This window comes from Sulfuricurvum sp., from assembly GCF_028713855.1.
Classification (GTDB): Bacteria; Campylobacterota; Campylobacteria; order Campylobacterales; family Sulfurimonadaceae; genus Sulfuricurvum.
On sequence record NZ_JAQTNN010000008.1, the window covers coordinates 53,738 to 70,877 of the forward strand.

The window sequence follows — 17,140 nt, forward strand, 5'->3', positions numbered from 1 at the left end:
AGCGTTATGTGGAGCAATCGTGAACTGCAAGAAGAGTTTTTAAGTTCAGCGCTATTACACTATGACTATGTATAAAAGGGATTATTCCATGAGACTCGCTGTATCTTCCTGCCTTCTGGGCGAAAAAATCCGCTTTGACGGCGGACACAAACGTGACCGTTTCATCACCGATGAACTCTCTGCTTTTGCTGAGTTCATCCCCTTTTGTCCTGAACATTTAGCCTTCGGGACTCCACGCCCCTCTGTTCGTCTTGTCAGTGTAGAGGGAACTATACAGGTTCATTCGAACAAAAGCGGTAACAATCTGACAGACGCGCTGATCCAAACGAGTCGTGATGAGTTGAGTAGACTCGAATCCCAGTCACTTTGCGGAATCATCTTCAAATCCAAATCACCCAGCTGTGGGATGAAAAGTGCCAAACTCTATCTCGAAAACGGTTACTGCGAAGGGAAAGAAGACGGGGTGTTCATGCATCTGTGCCGCGAGCGATTTCCTTTGCTGCCGATGGAAGAGGAAGGACGGCTTGAAGATGCATGGCTAAGGGAAAACTTCGTGATGCAAATATTTGCGTATGATGCGTATGAGCAGTTCAAAGCAACCAATCCCTCGATAGGCGATTTGGTTCGTTTTCATACGATCAACAAATTCATGCTTCAATCCAAAGACGAAGCTCTTTACCGTGAATTGGGGAATATCGTCGCAAACCGAGAAAACCATACACTCCAGACACTGTTAGGGATCTACGAGTTGGGGTTTAAAACCGCGATCGCGCGAAAAAGCTCGATCAAAAAAACCCGTAACGTATTAGAACATTTAGCAGGATTTTTCAAAAGTGAACTGACCAAGAGTGAAAAAGAGATATTACACACCCAAATCGATGATTACGCCTCAAAAATCATCCCCCTCATCGTCCCCTCATCGACAATCCATCTTTATGCCAAAAAATACAACACCGACTATCTCCTCGACCAAACGTTTCTAACCCCCTACCCAAAAACGCTTTCCTTACGTTCTCATATCAGCAGCGGGAAATGAGTATGCGTCGTATTTTGTGGTTTCGGCGTGATCTAAGAGTAGAAGATAATCCGCTCCTATCTCAAGAGGGAAACGTCCTCCCCATCTTTATTTTCGATACCGATATACTCGAAAAACTCTCCGCTAACGATCGTCGGGTGAGCTTTATTTTTAATGCACTGATACGATTGAAAGAGAATCTAAAAATCCGTGGTCTCGATTTAGCCCTCTTTTATGGAAAACCGACCGAAGTTTTTCAATGGTTTTTAGCGCAAGAATCGCATTATGACATATGTGCATCGGGAGATTATGATCCCTATGCGCGTGAGCGGGATCGTGAAGTATCGCATATTCTCCCATTTACCTATCTACACGATACGTACATTTTCAAACCGGATGAAGTCCTCAAAAACGATGGCTCACCTTACCTCGTTTTCACCCCCTATTACAACCGTGCAAAAGCAGTGTTTCGGCCTGAACATATGGCGGAATCGATGGCTGTTCCTCAGAGCCTTATCCCCTTTGATTATAAGGATATCCACCGTATCAAGGGAGATACGCATACCAAAGTCCCCCTCTCCCTCACCTCGATCGGATTTTTTGAGCAATCGCTATCACCTCATCAGCTTCTCCTCCCTGAGGACAAATTAAAACAGTTTGCTTCGAAACTGGGTACTTATCCCCATGATCGCGACTTTATGGCACTGAATGCAACTTCCAGGTTGAGCACTGATCTGCGGTTTGGAACGATCTCGATCCGAGCAGTGATTCGATGGTTGGTGGAGCAAAAAAAGTTGGGAGTAGATACCGAACCATTTTTCCGTCAGCTCATTTTTCGTGAGTTTTATGCGATGCTTTTGGCTCAGTTCCCCCGTCTCGTGGATCAGAACTTCCGCTACCCGTTCAGAGGAGTCGACAATAACGACTATTTTGAGGCATTTTGCACAGCATGTACCGGAGTCCCCATCGTCGATGCAGGGATACGTGAGTTATTGGGTACTGGAGAGATGCACAACCGTGTGCGGATGATCTGTGCCTCGTTTTTCACGAAAAATCTGCTGCTGCCGTGGCAATGGGGAGAGCGATTTTTTGCAGAGCATCTAATGGATTACGATGCGGCTTCCAACATCCTCTCATGGCAATGGAGCGCGGGGACGGGAGTCGATCCACAACCGTATTTTCGAATTTTCAACCCCTACACCCAAAGTGCTAAATTTGATAAAGAGGGACTTTATATCAAAAAATATCTTCCTGACTCTGGGTGTGAGTATCCTAAACCCATTGTGGATCATAAACAAAGTTCCAAGAGGGCATTGGAATATTTTAAAAATACATTTTCAACCTAATCTTTTTACACTATAATGAATACAATTTTTACCCTATAGGAGTCTCCCCGTGAAACGTATTTTACTTACCGGAGCTAACGGTTATATAGGAAGACGCCTCAAATACGCTTTACTCTCTAAAGATGATATTGAGCTTAGATTAATGGTGCGCAATGCGAACAGTTTATCCTCTGCTGTTCAAGAACATGCCCAAATCGTGACCGCAGATGTTCTCAATCCCGCAACGCTCGATGATGCACTCCGAGGTATCGATGTCGCCTACTACCTCATCCACGGGCTCAATCACGGCAATTTTCGAGAAATTGATCGTCAAAGCGCTCAGAATTTCGTCGATGCCTGTGTGCGCCAAAATGTAAAAACCATTATCTATTTGGGAGGTTTGGGAGATAAAAAAACGGGAAGTGAACATCTCCTCAGCCGTATAGAGACAGGAGAAATTCTCAGTTCCCGTCCCGATAAAGTACGCTGTATCTGGTTTCGAGCCGGAGTTATTATCGGCTCAGGAAGTGCCAGCTTCGAAATCATTCGGCACTTAGTTCAAAAACTCCCCATTATGATCACCCCCAAATGGGTTCGGACACTCGTCACACCTATCGGTGTCGATGATGTTATCGATTTTCTCTTAGCTGCGCTTGAGCTCCCTGCAACCACAAACCTGATGATTGATTTAGGGGATGAGGCAATGAGTTACGGTGATTTGATGCTGCGTGTTTCAAAAGCTATGGGGTTAAAACGCTATCTCATCCCGGTCAATGTTTTAACTCCGAAGCTCTCCTCGTATTGGCTTGCCATCTTCACCCCTGTTCCCTACAGTGTCTCCAGTTCACTGATCGAAGGGCTGCGCAGTGAAGTGACGGTAAGTAATAATCTGCAACATGAATACTTTAAAATCCATCCCAAAACACTCGAAGAGACGGTAAAACAAGCTATCAGTGAGATCGAATCGAATCAAGTGCTCAGCCGATGGAGCGACAGCGGTTCAGAGGCATGGGAGATCGATCATTCCCATGATATTGCCGATGCACTGTTTATGGATCGCCGTGTTATCGAATTAAATACCCTTACACACGAAAAAGTTTTTCGGAGTTTTTGTTCGATCGGAGGAGAAAACGGATGGTTCGGATACGATTGGCTCTGGAGTCTGCGCGGTTTTATCGACAAACTTTTCAAAGGTGCTGGAACCAATCGCGGACGCCGTGATTCCACCACACTCCGTATCGGAGACAGTGTCGATTTCTGGAAAGTGGTGGATTTGGTTGAAAACGAACGGTTGCTTTTGTTCGCCCAAATGAAGCTTCCGGGAAAGGCGTGGCTGGAGTTTAAAATTCATGATGGCAAGCTAATCCAAAGTGCCTATTTTTACCCGTATGGGATCATCGGTCGACTCTACTGGTACATCCTGATCCCGTTACATTACCTGATCTTCACGAATATGGCTCATTCGATTCTAAATCGCTCGTAATGAAAACTATACTATTTTTTTGGAAGTGTAATACAACCCGCCGCAATCTCTTCCCGTGAAGCTTTTATCAAGGATTGTATTTTAGGATCATCACTCACAACCTTATCGAGCAATTTTAATGCTTCCTCCGATCTGTGAGATTGACATAAAACCATTGCCAAATTATTCAATGCAAGAGGATGCGAGGGATTCAGTGCTAACAGCTTGCGATAATTTTCCTCTGCTTCAATCAGATGTGATGCACTGTAATTAGCGTTGGCTAAAGCAAAAAGGATCTCCGTATTATCCGGCCAGCGCATCAGTGCACTTTGATATCCCCTAATAGCTCCCTCAACATCCCCTGTTTTCTCAAATTCATACACAGAACGGAGAAATGTTTTTGGTGAAACCGATGAAGGAAGCTCTCCCGGCGGTAGAAGAACAATTCCCCAATTACCGCTTCGTTTCCACAGTGCGGCAAAGGTTGCAAGGGATACTGCTTCGTTTGGCTGATCGGAAAAATGGACGAGGATGCTTCGTTTTTCTTCATCATATCCAATCACCGGCGCATAGTGCCAAAGCGGATGCCATGAAAAACTGCGATTTACCAACACAATCACCGGATGATGCGCAGAGAGTTCTGAAAACAGTGCTTCATAGGTCGGTTCCAACGGATAAGCAATCAGACCCTCAGAGCGTGCGGCGGTAACCAGTTCTATCTGTAAGGTACCCCCTTTTGCCGGAATCAGTGTACGACCATCCAGTTCTTGCATGGACAGTTTAGGGACAAAAGAGGTTGTAGATTGCCAATACGAAGAAACCATTTCAATGGATGTTGAACCGCACAACTCTGAACGGGGAGGGATAAAAGGGACATTGATGGCGGATGATGCGTAATGTTGCTCAGGAGGAAACGGATCTTTAGGAACGCAACCTGTTGCCATGATAGCGGCAACGATTGCATATAGTACTATGCGGTAGTAATACAGCATACTATTAACGAACTGAGCGGGTAAAACCAAATACTTTTGTTAATCCGAGGATATCGGTAATCAATAAAACGATAAAGACAAAAACAACCGCTCCTACGATACCTCCAAAATCACCGCCAGCCGGCAATGTATCGATTTGAGAAGAGATTTTTGATACCTCTTCATCACTCATCAGGGCAATTCTTTGTTCAACCATTTTAGGATCAACACCCATACTTTCAAACGTTTTTGCGACATCCTCACGCGCAACAAACTGACTCACTTTTTCGTGCGACGAAACCGACACAGGTTGTTCCAAAACTGCCTCAGTCGAAGCCATTTGAGCCCATGAAACTTGGGCAAACAGTGTGATACTTAATACGAACGATAAAATCACTTTTGACATCTTCATCTGTTTTCCTTTAATTTGTTTTCAATCGGCATTTTACTGCCTCATTGTTAACAGTGAATTTTTCTCTATTAATTATAAGTATGTTCATGTAAAACATACCTTAGTGTTTTATAAGAAAAAAATATACAAGTATTGTTAAATAAAACCTTACCTCAGAATAAAAAAATGCCTATATTTATCTGGAAATCAACAACCCGATTCCTAAACGATTTTGTTGATGATTGTAATCCATTAAACTGGCGCCATAACCACTAAAACCCTTTATATACCAAAAATTATTTTTAGAGTTGTTGATTGGATAGGACCATTCACCTTCGATTGAGCCGCGGTTATTCCTATTAAAATAAAGATTATCTCTCAACGTTAGTTCAAATTGATGTTGACCATAAAGATATTTAAACTTCATATGACCATATCCGAGATATGAAGTAATGTCTTTATTATCACGACTGGCGTGAACATACCATCCTCTTAGTTGGATCAGTAAATCATTATATTGAAAATCCAAATCTGAATATACTTGGTTCCAATCTCGAGATAATGGTTCTCCAAGACCGTTGGATTCATGTAAAAATCCGATACTGATATCTTTTAAACCGCTTTGGGAATCTAACGCACGTGTAGTAGGAATGGTTATCCAAAATTCAGGTTTGTAATTCGTTTCACGAAAAGGGGCTGAAGCTGAATACAACTGCCACCAGACTTTTTGCGTGTACCCAAACGAAAGAATTTCATTTAAATCCAGTAAATTATAACTAAACGTTTTTTTAAAACTTATCTGAAATTCTGTTTCAATATTGCTATTAAAAACATTGTATCCAGGGTAGTCTATACTGTTTCGTTTCTCGTAATCTACGGTAGTATATGAAAAGGGAAGTAAATAATTTTTTTCATGGGGAAGTATTCCGAAGTTACTAAACATTGTAGATACCAACGATTTACGTTCCTCGGAATTTTTTGGCATATCCAAATGCTCAATCCCAAATTTCTGCATTTCTTTGTCGGTAGCCGGATCGATCTGATAGACCTGTTTATCGACACTCATAGAAGTATTAGCTTCTATATTAACTATTGCGTTGTGTGCGGCTTGCTTATACCAGTAAAAAGCCTTTCTCATGTTTTGCTCAGTACCCGATCCGGTTTCATACATTACAGCCAATTGATATTGGGAATATCGATCCCCGCTACGAGCTGATTTTTCAATATCTTGAAAAGATCTTGCAGGCTGCTTCATGCTATCGGCTATCAATGCAATATTTAAGAATATTAGCCATAGCAATAGTTTCAATCGATTTTCCTTTTTTTGCTCTTTAGAGCGGTCGTCGTCCCTGAATCACTCGGATAAGAACAACTATGATAGCAATGACTAGCAATAGATGGATAAATCCACCCAATGTGTAACTGCTGACCAGTCCTAATGCCCATAGAACCAATAAGATTACTGCTATTGTCCACAACATATCTGACTCCTTTTATGTATTACTCAATGGTCATTTTTAAATATCGCTTGACGTAATTTCTCAAAACTTATTCTAATATACCTAATTATTTATTAACATTATAACCCAAATATTTATAAACAAAAGTATTTAAGTTATAATTTTATTTAATATACTTATCTATAATTTATCCTTGTCGATAGAGATTAAATTATTGATTAATAAATGGCGATATGATATTGTAAGATATATTGTTTTTAAAGGTCACTTGACAGACATGTTTGGCATAAAAAGAAGCTTCCATACTCAGAGCTTGGGGGATTTATCTACTATAATATTGACAAAAACAATTTCTTAGTAGAGCAATATTCAATTGAAAATACTATTAAATGCTTCAACAAAAGTATACTCAGTTAAAAATATCATTTGGATGCATATTGTGAAAATCTCGTGAAAGTACGTATTTATGAGGTTTGAAGGTGGTGGGTCAACCAGGACTTGAACCTGGGACAACCCCGTTATGAGCGGGGGGCTCTAACCACTGAACTATTGACCCGTTTTTGTGGAGCGGTATTATAAACGCTCTATCATTAGACGAAGCTTTTTTTACCCGTATCGCCGTAAAGATAACGAAATCGGTAGGCAACAAGGTTTTCCAAAATCGCTAACAGGACCATAAAGTTTACAAAACTGCTCCCACCGTAACTAAACATCGGAAGCGGGACACCGACGACGGGGGCAACTCCGATCGTCATAGCGATATTGACCGCCATATAGATGAAAAACAGCAGAGATATCCCTGCGGCAACCACCTTGATATAATAATCCTGCGCCCAGAATGCGGTAATCATCAGATGGATAATGAGAGCGGCATAGAGTGATATAAGTAAAAATGCCCCGAAAAATCCGAATCGTTCCACCACGTAGGCGAAGATAAAGTCACTTGATGCGATGGGCAAAAATTTCATCTGTGTTTGGGTTGCGTCTTCTTTGGCTTTACCGAAAAATCCTCCCGATCCGACAGCAATCATTGATTGTTCGACGTGGTAACTCGGTTTTTCACCGACGAAATCGGTCAAACGCTGCTTTTGATAATCATGCAGCTGCGTATAGATGAGCGGTAACGAAATGATGAACGTTGCAATCAAACCGACCCAAATTTTCCAGTGTACCCCAACGATAAACAAAATCCCGAATCCCAGCATCACCAACACCGTTGCTGTCCCCAAGTCAGGCTCTTTTGCGATCAGTAAAAAGGGAAAGAGGATGAAAAACGAGAGTTTTGCAAACGCCTTAAGTCCATAACCGTCTCTCGGCGGCGGGTTACGGCTGATGAGATAGGCGAGCATCAACACGAATGCAGGTTTCAGGAGCTCCGAGGGCTGAAGGGTAAAGTGTATAAACGGTATTTCAATCCACCGTTGTGCCCCGAGCCGCGCATGTCCGACGAATTCTACGGCGATAAGGAGCAAAATGCTCACCCAATAAAAAATAGGGATCATCCACACCATCCGTCTAATCGGGAGGAGAAAAAGGGTAATAAAGACACCGATTCCTACGGAAACATAGACTAAATGCTTTTGTCCCAAAACAGGATGTATCTCGTAAATGAGCCAACCTGAAGTAAATATGAGCGGAATCAGTAAGATAACCGTTATGAAATCAAAGTGTGCTAAAATTCGGCGATCAATATTAAGCACTACGGTCCTTATTTTTTTGCTAATTGTAGCATAGCGGGCTTATGATATTAATTTTTAACGCCAAAGGAATCAAATCCCTTTAGCTACGCTCGCCGCTATGGCACTAAAGCTTGCCTCTATCGAGGCAGAGGATTCTACACAAATTTATCCAAATAAAGGTCACATTTTTGACACAAGCAAAAGCTCACTTCACTACCGATACTGCAGTCCGCTTGGACGTTTTTTTAACGCAGCAGTTAGGACAGACCCGCAACCAAATCACCCAGCTCATCGATCAAGAATGCGTTAGCGTTGATGGTAAAGCCACCTCTAAAGCAGGACTAAAACTCAAAGAGGGTCAAACTGTCTATATCATCTTCCCTGAGCAAAAATCGACCCCTGCTCAGGAGATCGATTTTGACGTCGAGATTTTGTACGAGGACGATGACATCCTCGTAATCAATAAACCGAGTTCCCTTACCGTCCATCCCGCACCAAGCGTCAAAGAACCGACCCTAGTAGACTGGCTCAAACACAAAGGAATCGCCCTCTCAACCCTCAGCGGCGAAGAGCGCCACGGCATCGTCCATCGGCTCGACCGCGGAACCAGCGGAGCGATGGTTATCGCTAAAAACAATGAAGCCCACGAAGCCCTCTCTCTTCAGCTCCAAGACAAAACCATGGGACGTTTTTATCTGGCGGTCGTCAATCCTCCGATGAAAGATGAGATCACGATTATCGACCGTCCGATTGGACGAAGTGCCCATAACCGTCTCAAAATGGCGATCAGTGAAACGGGCAAAAATGCCAAAACCGAGTTTCGCAAACTCCTCCCAAGCCATGATGAAACGGAAGAGCTGATTGTCTGTAAACTCTACACCGGACGAACCCATCAGATACGGGTCCATTTGGAGTCAATCAGCCGCCATATCATCGGCGATCATCTCTATGGAAGCCACACGAAAAGCGACAAGATGGAACGTATCTTGCTTCATGCTTACATACTCTATTTTACCCATCCTACCTCCCATGAAAAGGTGACTTTCACCGCTTCTTTGGACCCGGTTGTGGAAGATTATTTAAATAAACATTTTGATCCAAAGGAATTACATGCACTCATCGATCCGATACGTATTGAGCACCTCTTTAGCTCTGATTCTCTTTAGTGGTTGTACGTCTCAGCCAACGCCTCAAAAAACAGTAACGATTGATTCGACGCTCCCTACTCCTTCTATGAACGGGTTTATCGCCGATATCACATCTGCCGCTTTTGAATGGAAGCCTATCGAAGACACACGGGTAAACGGGGTATACGTATATCGTAACACGCCGGGTGCCGAGGATCAAAAGCTGCAGCGTATCGCAACTATCGATAGCCGTTTTTCAACCCATTATGTGGACAACGATCTTGTGCCTGCTTCACAATACCAATACCGTTTCTCGACATTCACCAAAGCCGAAACCGAATCAGTGGGAAGTGAAACCATGATCGTTGCAACACAGCCGATGATCGCTCCGATCAGTTTTTTCCAATCGGTCGGCAATATGCCCCGCAGTGCAAAACTACTTTGGCGTCCGCATCCTAATGGAAAAATTAACGGCTATATCATCGAACGTCAAGATGCAACCGATCAAAAATGGAATACCGTTGCCACCATTACGGGACGTCTGAATGCTGAATTCATCGATCGAGACCTCAAAGACGGACAAGTCTATTTTTACCGTATCAAAGCGACGACGTTTGACAAACTGGCAACCGATCCGAGTGAAGTGACTAAAGTCGTTACCAAACCGCTCCCACCGGAAATCAAAAACATTACCTCTACCAACAATGTACCTCGTGCTATCACTTTAAGCTGGGAACCGAGTCCGTTAAGTGACTTCAGTCACTACAACATTTATCGTGCTTCCACTCCCAACGGAACGTTTGATTACCATGTCAAACTTGAAACAACCAGTTTCACCGATAAAATTACCGAAGACGGGAAGTTCTATTTTTACAAAATCACCGCCGTGGATAAAGACGGATTAGAAAGTCCTCTTTCACCGGTAGCGACTCAAGGTTCTACTCTCTCAAAACCGCAGACACCGATCGCGTATGAAGGAAAAATACTCAACAAAACTGTTGAACTGCAATGGACAAACAATGATCCGCGTACCGTCTCTTATACGGTTGTCAAAACGACAAAAACCAGCTGGATTAGCCGTGAGACTATCGATATCAACAATATTACCGGTACTAATTTCCGCGATACCGATATCAAACCGGATATCAGCTATACGTATGAAATCATGAGTGTCGACAAAGACGGTATCCGTTCTCTCCCGACGCAAGCGATTGAACTCAGTTTCGAGGCAAAATAAAGTATGCCGCATTTAAATCTCGAATCATTTAAACCGCTCGCATTACCTGTTCAGTGCGGTGATGTAGAGTTTCTTTTCCAAGCAGACTACAAAAACCTAGGCGGTGGAGCACTTATCGCTACCCGCTATAAAGGTAGAGAATTCTTTTTGGTTCATAAAAAAACTGAGAATAAAGAACTCCTCAAAAGCGATAAGGTTACCCGTCCCTCCCCTAATTTTTTAGTCAAACATGCTCTTTTGGCCTACGCTGAGTGTTCAGGTTCTCACATCCTCGATTCCAATGTCGATAATGCCCCTGAAAACACCCATCTCAAAACCCATGATGCCCTAAAATCGATCCCTTTTTTCGTCGAAAATTTCCCACGTGATCGTGAAGTGCGTATCGAGATCGGATTCGGTTCAGCCCGTCATTTACTCCATCAAGCTGCCGCCAATCCCGATGTCTTGTTTATCGGACTAGAAATTCACAAACCCTCCATCGAACAGGCACTTAAACAAATCGTCATCCAAAATCTTTCCAACATCATGGTACTCGATTACGATGCACGCCTCTTTTTAGAATTTGTCCCTTCCAATATCGTCGGTAAAATCTACGTCCATTTTCCAGTTCCGTGGGATAAGAAACCGCATCGACGTGTTATTTCGGAAGCGTTTTTACAAGAATCCGATCGTGTCTTAAAGGTCGGCGGAACACTCGAACTTCGTACCGACAGTGAAAACTATTACCGATTTGCCCTTGAGACGTTCAGTTCTCCGGCAATAAGCCGTTTTGATGTACGTAAAAATCAAGAGATCGCGATCGTGAGTAAATACGAAGACCGCTGGAAAAAGATGGAAAAAAATATCTACGATGTCACCTTTACCTGTGAATCCGAAAGCCCTGAACCTGATATGATCGGGGATTTTTCTTTCACTTCTACTCCAATCGATTATACGGTTACCGATCGCATCAATAAAGAGACCTACAAATGCGAATGGGGCTTTTTACATGTCGAACGTACCTTTACCATAGGCCAAGACGGCAGTATGCTCCGTCTTTCCATGGGAAGTTTTGACCGACCTGAGAGTACCTATGTCATTATCCAAAACGGCACGGCACGTTATTTCCCGACACCCCCCGTCCCATCAAGCGCAAACTTAAAAGCCCATATCTTATTAAACGAGTTGATCCATGGATAAAGTCATTATTGCGGAAAATCTCTCCCTCTCATACAAAGAGTTCGAAAGCATCATCAGCAAAGCGAACTTTTCAATCGATGCGGGGAGTTTTGTGTTTATTACCGGTGCCAGCGGAAGCGGCAAATCAACACTCCTAAAATCATTCTACGGAGCGATCACACCCAGAGCCGGATCGCTCATGGTAGGCGGGGTGAAGATGAATAAAATCAGCACCTCGAAACTCAACTTTCTCCGCCGTCACATCGGTGTGGTTTTTCAAGACTACAAACTGATCAAAGAGTGGACGATAGAAAAAAATGTGATGCTTCCCCTCATCATCTCAGGCTATACCAAAGATGTGAGCGGTGCACAGGTACAAAAACTCCTCGGACACGTCAAACTGATCCATCAAGCGGGTAAATATCCGCCGGAACTCAGCGGCGGTGAACAACAGCGTGTCGCTATGGCACGAGCATTGGCGCATAACCCGATTCTCATCTTGGCGGATGAACCTACCGGGAATTTGGATGAATACTCATCGCAAGTGATATGGAATTTGTTAGAGGGGGCGAATAGTCAGCTCAAAACAACCATCGTCGTTGTTACCCACCATATCCCATCCGAGATCACCGTACCGTACAAACATTTTCATATCGAATTAGGGAATATCCATGAAGTCTCTTAAAAATCATATTTCACTTATCGTCGCCCTCTTTACGGTTTTATTCGCGGTTCAGATTTACGTTGCGGTTGATCGTACCATTGCGGCATACGAAACACGTCTTAAAAATGATTATTCAATTATCGTAGTTTCCAATAAAACCTTCACCCCTGTTGAATTCAAAGCAATGGATAATTTGGTCGAGCGCAGTGAAGCCATTGCGACCGATCAGGTTTTAAACCGACTTCAGGGAGAGATGACCAAACAAAATCTTGATTTGCTCAAGCTAACCCTTCCGAAGTTCTACCGTCTCTATTTGAACCGCTTTCCGACACCCTCAGAGATTGGAAAACTTCAAAAACGACTTCAGAAAAACCCTGCAATAGTACGGGTAGAAGGATATGCACAAACACACGACACCGTTTATAAACTGATGTTGCTCTTTAAAGACGTTGTGCAGGTATTCTCCATCGCTATTGCTGCCGTCACCTCTTTGCTCATCCTAAAAGAGATGCGTTTATGGCAATTTCAGCATTCGGATCGGATGTCTATTATGGCCCTTTTCGGTGCACCGATGTGGCTGCGTTCCGCAGTACTCTTTCGTCTGGCCATTGTTGATGCGATCATCGCTACAATCGTGTTGTGTCTCGCTTTTTTTGTCATCGATCAATACGGATGGATGGATGTATTATTGCAAACCGTCGGGATTAAAATCCAGCTTTTCAATTTCCTCAATGATGGTGTCCGATCGCTGCTCATCGCACTAGGTGTTGCCATCGCTCTCACACTGACGATCGTTATCGGAAATGAAGAAGAGGAATAAATGAAATTCTCCTTCTCATTGCTTTTAGTCTCTTTACTGTCGATTTCAGCCCCTGCAGCGAAAATCGATGAAAAGATTCAAACAACATCAAAAAAATTGATTGAGACCAAACAAACATATACCAGTCTCAGCGCCAAACTCGAAGAAACCGCATCCAAAATCATGCAGCAAAAGCAAATCGTCGGGACGCAACAACAGCATCTCGACACCCTTGTCCAAGAACTGCAATCCAAAGAGACGGTATATCAATCCAACAAATCGACGCTCAAAGGGTTGGAGAGCCAACAAGTTCTCCTGACAAAAACCCAAAATGAGATTGAGCAGCGTCTCGTTTTCGCCATTGCGCGCAATACTTCTATCTCATTGCTGATTAACGATGACCGTGCAAAAGAAGCGGATGCACTTATCACCGAAGAAGCACTCAAACTGCACCTAAAACAGATTAATCAAGATATCAAAGCACTCAATACTATGTTCCTCGAAAACAACGAAAAGATTGCCGGTCTCTCGTCAAAAACAACCGTTCTTAAACAATCTATTGCCGTCATCGATCAACAAAAAAACAAAGTATTAGAGACCAAAAAAGAGAATGAAAAAGCGATCGTTCAACTCGAAAAAGAGAAGAGTGTCTATAAAAAATCATTGGATAAAGTCCTAAACCAACAACGTTCATTGCAAAACACATTAGCAAGTCTCAACATCATCAAACGCCAAGCCGTCGTTCAGCCTAAAAAAGCACTTCCACCGCTTATTGCTCCCAAACCGGGCAGTAAACCCATTCCCGCAGATGTTAAACAAGCCGTTGCGGATTATAATCCATCAAGCGTCGCAGGATATGTCGGCGAACATACCATTGCACCGCTGGATGGTTATGTCGTCACCAAACGCTTCGGTCCCTACACGGATCCGGTATATGGGATTAAAATCTTTAATGACTCCGTCTCATTGCGTCCTACCGAAGCCGATGCAAAAGTCAAAACGGTACTTAACGGAAAAATTATTTTTGCTAAACCGACCGCTATGCTTGAAAATGTTGTCATTATTGAGCACGACAATGGTCTTCATACCATTTATGCTCACTTGGATAAAATCGCCCCTACGGTCGAAGTAGGCAAACGTATCAAACAAGGTTCAATCATCGGACGTGTAGGAAGAGAACTCATGTTCCAGGTAACCCAGCGCAATGCACACATTGACCCTCTGCAAATGATCCGTTAAATACGGATTAAAAAATGAGCACTCTGCTGAAGAGAACTCAGCGTTAGCGTAGCGAATCGGGACTTAGTTCCGATCGCGTTTAAAGAATCAAAACGGCCAAACGGCATTGACAATCTTGCTTCCCCAGCCTTGATTCGTTGAGCGGTCGACATCTCCCTCATTCGCATAAAGGATTTTGGCATCCGAGATTTTAGATGAGTTGATTTGGTTATTCTGATCAATGTCATACGGTCGAATCACACCGCTAAGCTGCATAATCTGCTTTTGATCATCCACCATGATTTCCCGTCGACCGGTGATGAAATAGTTACCGTTTGCCATTACTTTAACAATCCGGGCTGAAACCGTTGTCGTAAAGGATGCATTTTTGGTTGCGCTTCCCGATCCGGAATACGACGATGTCGAGCCTCCGGTCAAACCGATATCAGCTAATCCGTTTAACTTGCTAGTTACCGCATTCACCGCAGAATTTCCACCACCAGAGGTCATAATGCCCCCTTTTAAGCCGATGGTATCCGCTTCCGAAAGTGCTTTTTTACCTACATTGGAACTGCTTGCGGTTTCTGAAATAACGACCGTTACAATGTCATTGACGTGCATCGCTTTATGGTCAGAAAAAAGCGGACTGTCCCCTTGTCCGAATAAACTTCCGCGTGCCACAAAACTGTTTTCTTCTTCGCGGGAGGGCATCTCTTCGACGTATTTAGGAGGAGTAAAAGCGATTTCAGGCTCAATCATCCGTGCAGTACAACCGCTTAGCAACAATGACGCTGATAGAATCGAATAATATAGTGGTATGCGCATAATTCCATCCAAGTCATATTTAGCTATAATAAAGCAAAAATAGTTCCAAGGGATCCCGATGAGTTTAAAAGAACAAATCAGTAATGATATTAAAACCGCTATGAAAGAAAAAAATGCTCCGTTACGCGATGCTTTGCGTCTTCTCAGCAGTGCAATGAAGCAAATCGAAGTCGATGAGCGTAAAGAACTCAGTGATGACGATATTATTAAAATCATCCAAAAACAGGTTAAACAGCGTAACGATGCCATGACACAATACCGTGATGCCGGACGTGAAGATTTATACGAAAAAGAAGCTTCCGAAGCGGCTATTTTCGAAACTTATTTACCCAAACAGCTAAGTGATGATGAGCTTGAAAATGCACTTCGCACGATTATCGCAGAAACGGGTGCAACCTCAATGAAAGATATCGGCCGTATTATGGGAGCTGCTTCCAAAACCATTGGTACTCAAGCAGACGGCAAGCGGATCAACGAGTGTGCCAAAGCACTCTTGAGCTAATCTATGCTGAAATGGAAAGTCTATTTACCGGTTATTCGCTCAACATTAGAAAACTTTACCCAAGAAGTACAAACCAGTGAATGCTTTGCAAAGCAAGATTCCTCTTATGCGCAAACCATCAATGAACAAAAAGAGAAACTTCTAAGTGTATTTAATCTCTTTGATACTCAAGATGAAAGCGAAGCGATTGAAGATTACCTTGATTTTTGTATTCATAATGACCTTCCCTACCTTTTTGTTCACAGTGAACTCTCCAATGTTGCCAGAGAGATATTAGGCCTTTTAGCCTCTGAGGAGAAATGTTACTTCATTAACGATGCCAATGCCCATTTTACCGATTTGGAATCGCGCATAGCAGAAGAGTACTACCGCCATTTTTTACGTAAATTAGCTACAAAACACCACATACGTCTATCTCATCTCTCACATCTGATTGAAAAGCATCTGATGATCCATTATCAGCACCATTTGGAATGGATGCTGGTACTTATCGCACAATTGCAGGGAACGGCAAGGGAAGGGAGTCAATGCGAACTTGATCATACAAAGTGTTCTTTTGGCCAATGGCTGCATAATCCCTCTATACCCTACCTCTCCACGACAAGCCACTTCGCTGATATCCAACGGCTTCACATCAACTTACACGAGTTGGCATCCAATATTTTTTCTCAACATGCATCCAAGAAACTCGATCATAAAAGTATGATTCAGCTGTTACAACAACTCGATTACACTTCCCTCGAAATCGGCAATGAAATTGCGATTATTAATGATATGCTGATCATTGGAGAATATACCAAGGATCCTTTAACAGGACTTCTCGGACGACGACTCTTTGAAAAAATCGTTATGGGTCAAGTCGAAATAGCCAAAGCAACCGAAAGCGAATGTGCAATGATTATGTGTGATCTGGATCATTTCAAAGAGATAAATGACCGTTTCGGGCATCTTGCCGGAGATGAAGTGATCAAAAATTTTGCATCTATTTTACAGAAATCACTGCGTAAATCAGATTTTATTTTCAGATTCGGAGGAGAAGAGTTTTTAATTCTTCTCCCTTCGACCAATTACCAAGAAGCACACCAACTTGCAGAAACTATCTGTTGTAAAAGTGCAAGTCAGAAGATTAAGTATGAAAACATTGATATTTCTTATACCGTAAGCATCGGGGTATGCGACATCGATACTCATGATCTCTCTTTCGTCACCAAAGATACTATTCAAAAATACGTCCATACGGTCGATGCAAAACTCTATTTAGCCAAACAAAACGGCCGAAATCGGGTTGAGTAATCGCTCTTAAGCGA

At 43.0% G+C, this 17,140-nt stretch carries 17 protein-coding genes and 1 tRNA gene; 11 read left to right on the forward strand and 7 right to left on the reverse strand.

Annotated features, from left to right (window positions below):
* The first annotated feature begins 88 nt into the window (after positions 1 to 88).
* Genes PHI47_RS08685 through PHI47_RS08695 form a run of 3 tightly spaced genes read left to right on the forward strand, consistent with a single transcriptional unit; the run spans position 89 to position 3,823 of the window.
* Entirely contained in the window at positions 89 to 1,036 is a 948-nt protein-coding gene (locus PHI47_RS08685) for a DUF523 and DUF1722 domain-containing protein (protein ID WP_299936278.1), read from the forward strand.
* Positions 1,037 to 1,038: 2 nt separating this feature from the next.
* Entirely contained in the window at positions 1,039 to 2,361 is a 1,323-nt protein-coding gene (locus tag PHI47_RS08690) for a deoxyribodipyrimidine photo-lyase (protein WP_299936281.1), read from the forward strand.
* Positions 2,362 to 2,410: 49 nt separating this feature from the next.
* Complete coding sequence (locus PHI47_RS08695; RefSeq protein WP_299936283.1) at positions 2,411 to 3,823, forward strand: SDR family oxidoreductase; 1,413 nt, start codon at positions 2,411 to 2,413, stop codon at positions 3,821 to 3,823.
* A gap of 11 nt (positions 3,824 to 3,834) precedes the next feature.
* On the opposite strand, the gene PHI47_RS08700 is transcribed toward PHI47_RS08695, so the two are convergent.
* From PHI47_RS08700 to PHI47_RS08725, 6 genes are all read right to left on the reverse strand, one after another.
* The gene (locus PHI47_RS08700) at positions 3,835 to 4,746 is read right to left on the reverse strand and encodes a PA2778 family cysteine peptidase (RefSeq protein WP_299936286.1); all 912 of its coding nucleotides are present in this window, start codon (positions 4,744 to 4,746) and stop codon (positions 3,835 to 3,837) included.
* Positions 4,747 to 4,798: 52 nt separating this feature from the next.
* The gene (locus PHI47_RS08705) at positions 4,799 to 5,185 is read right to left on the reverse strand and encodes a PA2779 family protein (protein ID WP_299936289.1); all 387 of its coding nucleotides are present in this window, start codon (positions 5,183 to 5,185) and stop codon (positions 4,799 to 4,801) included.
* A gap of 175 nt (positions 5,186 to 5,360) precedes the next feature.
* The gene (locus tag PHI47_RS08710; RefSeq protein ID WP_299936291.1) at positions 5,361 to 6,473 is read right to left on the reverse strand and encodes a phospholipase A; all 1,113 of its coding nucleotides are present in this window, start codon (positions 6,471 to 6,473) and stop codon (positions 5,361 to 5,363) included.
* A 22-nt stretch (positions 6,474 to 6,495) separates the two neighbouring features.
* On the reverse strand, positions 6,496 to 6,645 hold the full coding sequence (locus PHI47_RS08715) for a lmo0937 family membrane protein (RefSeq protein WP_299936294.1): 150 nt from the start codon (positions 6,643 to 6,645) through the stop codon (positions 6,496 to 6,498).
* A gap of 459 nt (positions 6,646 to 7,104) precedes the next feature.
* A tRNA-Ile gene (locus PHI47_RS08720) sits at positions 7,105 to 7,180 on the reverse strand.
* Positions 7,181 to 7,214: 34 nt separating this feature from the next.
* Entirely contained in the window at positions 7,215 to 8,324 is a 1,110-nt protein-coding gene (locus PHI47_RS08725; protein WP_299936297.1) for an FtsW/RodA/SpoVE family cell cycle protein, read from the reverse strand.
* Positions 8,325 to 8,491: 167 nt separating this feature from the next.
* Between PHI47_RS08725 and PHI47_RS08730 the strand changes: the two genes are divergently transcribed.
* Genes PHI47_RS08730 through PHI47_RS08755 form a run of 6 tightly spaced genes read left to right on the forward strand, consistent with a single transcriptional unit; the run spans position 8,492 to position 14,527 of the window.
* Entirely contained in the window at positions 8,492 to 9,469 is a 978-nt protein-coding gene (locus PHI47_RS08730; RefSeq protein WP_299936300.1) for an RluA family pseudouridine synthase, read from the forward strand.
* Positions 9,414 to 10,667 carry a hypothetical protein gene (locus PHI47_RS08735; RefSeq protein WP_299936303.1) on the forward strand — a complete coding sequence of 418 codons (1,254 nt, stop codon included), beginning with the start codon at positions 9,414 to 9,416 and terminating at the stop codon, positions 10,665 to 10,667. The genes PHI47_RS08730 and PHI47_RS08735 overlap by 56 nt, the downstream gene beginning before the upstream one ends.
* A 3-nt stretch (positions 10,668 to 10,670) precedes the next feature.
* The gene (gene trmB / locus PHI47_RS08740; protein WP_299936306.1) at positions 10,671 to 11,846 is read left to right on the forward strand and encodes a tRNA (guanosine(46)-N7)-methyltransferase TrmB; all 1,176 of its coding nucleotides are present in this window, start codon (positions 10,671 to 10,673) and stop codon (positions 11,844 to 11,846) included.
* Entirely contained in the window at positions 11,839 to 12,510 is a 672-nt protein-coding gene (locus PHI47_RS08745; RefSeq protein WP_299936309.1) for an ABC transporter ATP-binding protein, read from the forward strand. Before trmB ends, PHI47_RS08745 begins: the two co-directional genes overlap by 8 nt.
* Complete coding sequence (locus tag PHI47_RS08750) at positions 12,497 to 13,309, forward strand: cell division protein FtsX (protein ID WP_299936311.1); 813 nt, start codon at positions 12,497 to 12,499, stop codon at positions 13,307 to 13,309. Before PHI47_RS08745 ends, PHI47_RS08750 begins: the two co-directional genes overlap by 14 nt.
* Positions 13,310 to 14,527, forward strand: coding sequence for a peptidoglycan DD-metalloendopeptidase family protein (locus PHI47_RS08755; RefSeq protein WP_299936313.1), 1,218 nt, complete (start codon positions 13,310 to 13,312; stop codon positions 14,525 to 14,527).
* 87 nt (positions 14,528 to 14,614) lie between these two features.
* Here the strand turns inward: PHI47_RS08755 and flgH are convergent, their stop codons facing one another.
* Entirely contained in the window at positions 14,615 to 15,331 is a 717-nt protein-coding gene (gene flgH, locus PHI47_RS08760; RefSeq protein ID WP_299936316.1) for a flagellar basal body L-ring protein FlgH, read from the reverse strand.
* 58 nt (positions 15,332 to 15,389) lie between these two features.
* Here flgH and PHI47_RS08765 point away from each other — a divergent pair, with 58 nt between their 5' ends.
* Together PHI47_RS08765 and PHI47_RS08770 are read left to right on the forward strand one after the other, a co-directional pair.
* Positions 15,390 to 15,833 carry a GatB/YqeY domain-containing protein gene (locus PHI47_RS08765; protein WP_299936319.1) on the forward strand — a complete coding sequence of 148 codons (444 nt, stop codon included), beginning with the start codon at positions 15,390 to 15,392 and terminating at the stop codon, positions 15,831 to 15,833.
* A 3-nt stretch (positions 15,834 to 15,836) separates the two neighbouring features.
* Entirely contained in the window at positions 15,837 to 17,126 is a 1,290-nt protein-coding gene (locus tag PHI47_RS08770; RefSeq protein WP_299936322.1) for a sensor domain-containing diguanylate cyclase, read from the forward strand.
* The last annotated feature ends 14 nt before the right edge of the window (positions 17,127 to 17,140 follow it).

What these genes read in the sequence shown, in the direction of transcription:
- PHI47_RS08685 (WP_299936278.1), top strand. Translation starts at nt 89, where the DNA reads ATGAGACTCGCTGTATCTTCCTGCCTTCTGGGCGAAAAAATCCGCTTT.
- PHI47_RS08690 (WP_299936281.1), top strand. Translation starts at nt 1,039, where the DNA reads ATGCGTCGTATTTTGTGGTTTCGGCGTGATCTAAGAGTAGAAGATAAT.
- PHI47_RS08700 (WP_299936286.1), bottom strand. Translation starts at nt 4,746, where the DNA reads ATGGCAACAGGTTGCGTTCCTAAAGATCCGTTTCCTCCTGAGCAACAT.
- PHI47_RS08705 (WP_299936289.1), bottom strand. Translation starts at nt 5,185, where the DNA reads ATGAAGATGTCAAAAGTGATTTTATCGTTCGTATTAAGTATCACACTG.
- PHI47_RS08715 (WP_299936294.1), bottom strand. Translation starts at nt 6,645, where the DNA reads ATGTTGTGGACAATAGCAGTAATCTTATTGGTTCTATGGGCATTAGGA.
- PHI47_RS08735 (WP_299936303.1), top strand. Translation starts at nt 9,414, where the DNA reads ATGCACTCATCGATCCGATACGTATTGAGCACCTCTTTAGCTCTGATT.
- trmB (WP_299936306.1), top strand. Translation starts at nt 10,671, where the DNA reads ATGCCGCATTTAAATCTCGAATCATTTAAACCGCTCGCATTACCTGTT.
- PHI47_RS08745 (WP_299936309.1), top strand. Translation starts at nt 11,839, where the DNA reads ATGGATAAAGTCATTATTGCGGAAAATCTCTCCCTCTCATACAAAGAG.
- PHI47_RS08750 (WP_299936311.1), top strand. Translation starts at nt 12,497, where the DNA reads ATGAAGTCTCTTAAAAATCATATTTCACTTATCGTCGCCCTCTTTACG.
- PHI47_RS08755 (WP_299936313.1), top strand. Translation starts at nt 13,310, where the DNA reads ATGAAATTCTCCTTCTCATTGCTTTTAGTCTCTTTACTGTCGATTTCA.
- flgH (WP_299936316.1), bottom strand. Translation starts at nt 15,331, where the DNA reads ATGCGCATACCACTATATTATTCGATTCTATCAGCGTCATTGTTGCTA.
- PHI47_RS08765 (WP_299936319.1), top strand. Translation starts at nt 15,390, where the DNA reads ATGAGTTTAAAAGAACAAATCAGTAATGATATTAAAACCGCTATGAAA.
- PHI47_RS08770 (WP_299936322.1), top strand. Translation starts at nt 15,837, where the DNA reads ATGCTGAAATGGAAAGTCTATTTACCGGTTATTCGCTCAACATTAGAA.